This window comes from Rhodoplanes roseus (genome assembly GCF_003258865.1).
GTDB classification, from domain to species: Bacteria; Pseudomonadota; Alphaproteobacteria; order Rhizobiales; family Xanthobacteraceae; genus Rhodoplanes; species Rhodoplanes roseus.
Genome location: NZ_NPEX01000642.1, coordinates 1 through 650, shown reverse-complemented (window position 1 = coordinate 650; position 650 = coordinate 1). Strand labels below are relative to the sequence as shown.

Below are 650 nucleotides of genomic sequence, written 5' to 3'. Positions count from 1 at the left end.
TGGGACATCGCCTCGTCCTCGGTGGAGACCGAGGACGGAAAGTTCGACGGCTATCCGTGGGAGGCGATCGCGCGCAAGCTGATCGCGCCGTTCGGCATCTCGCTCGAGACGGTCGGCACGGTCGATGCGACGCCGTTCCCCGAGATGTCGGTTCAGCCCGGCGAGCTCGTATGGGCGACGCTGGAGCGACTGGCGCGCGATCGCAAGATCGTGCTGGGCTCGACCGAGCGCGGCAATCTCCTCGCGATCGGAGATCATTCGGGCTCGGCGAGCGATGCGCTGGTCGAGGGTGGCAACATCAAGAGCGCCAACTGCACGATCCAGGACGATTACGTCTACCAGAAGTACTGGACCCTCGGGCAGCGCGCCGGCCACGACGACGCATGGGGCGACGACGTCTCCCGCATCCGCGCCGTGGCTCAAGGCAGCGCCACCCGGTATCGCCCGCTGGTCAACATAGCCGAGCACCCCGACACGCCCGAGGGTCTCAAGAAGCGCAGCGAGTTCGATGCGCTCCACCACGAGGGCGCGATGATCCAGGCGCAGGTGACAGTGCAGGGCTGGCTGCGCCCCTCCGGCGGGCTGTGGAAGGTCGGCACCTATCCTCACGTCAAGTCGCCGATGCTGTTGCTCGATCAGCCCCTCGGCAT

1 protein-coding gene is annotated in these 650 nt (G+C 66.9%); it reads left to right on the top strand.

The annotated features are described in order from the left end of the window. The coding region (locus tag CH341_RS34755; RefSeq protein ID WP_170149897.1) for a hypothetical protein at nucleotides 1-650 on the top strand (650 nt) is incomplete at both ends.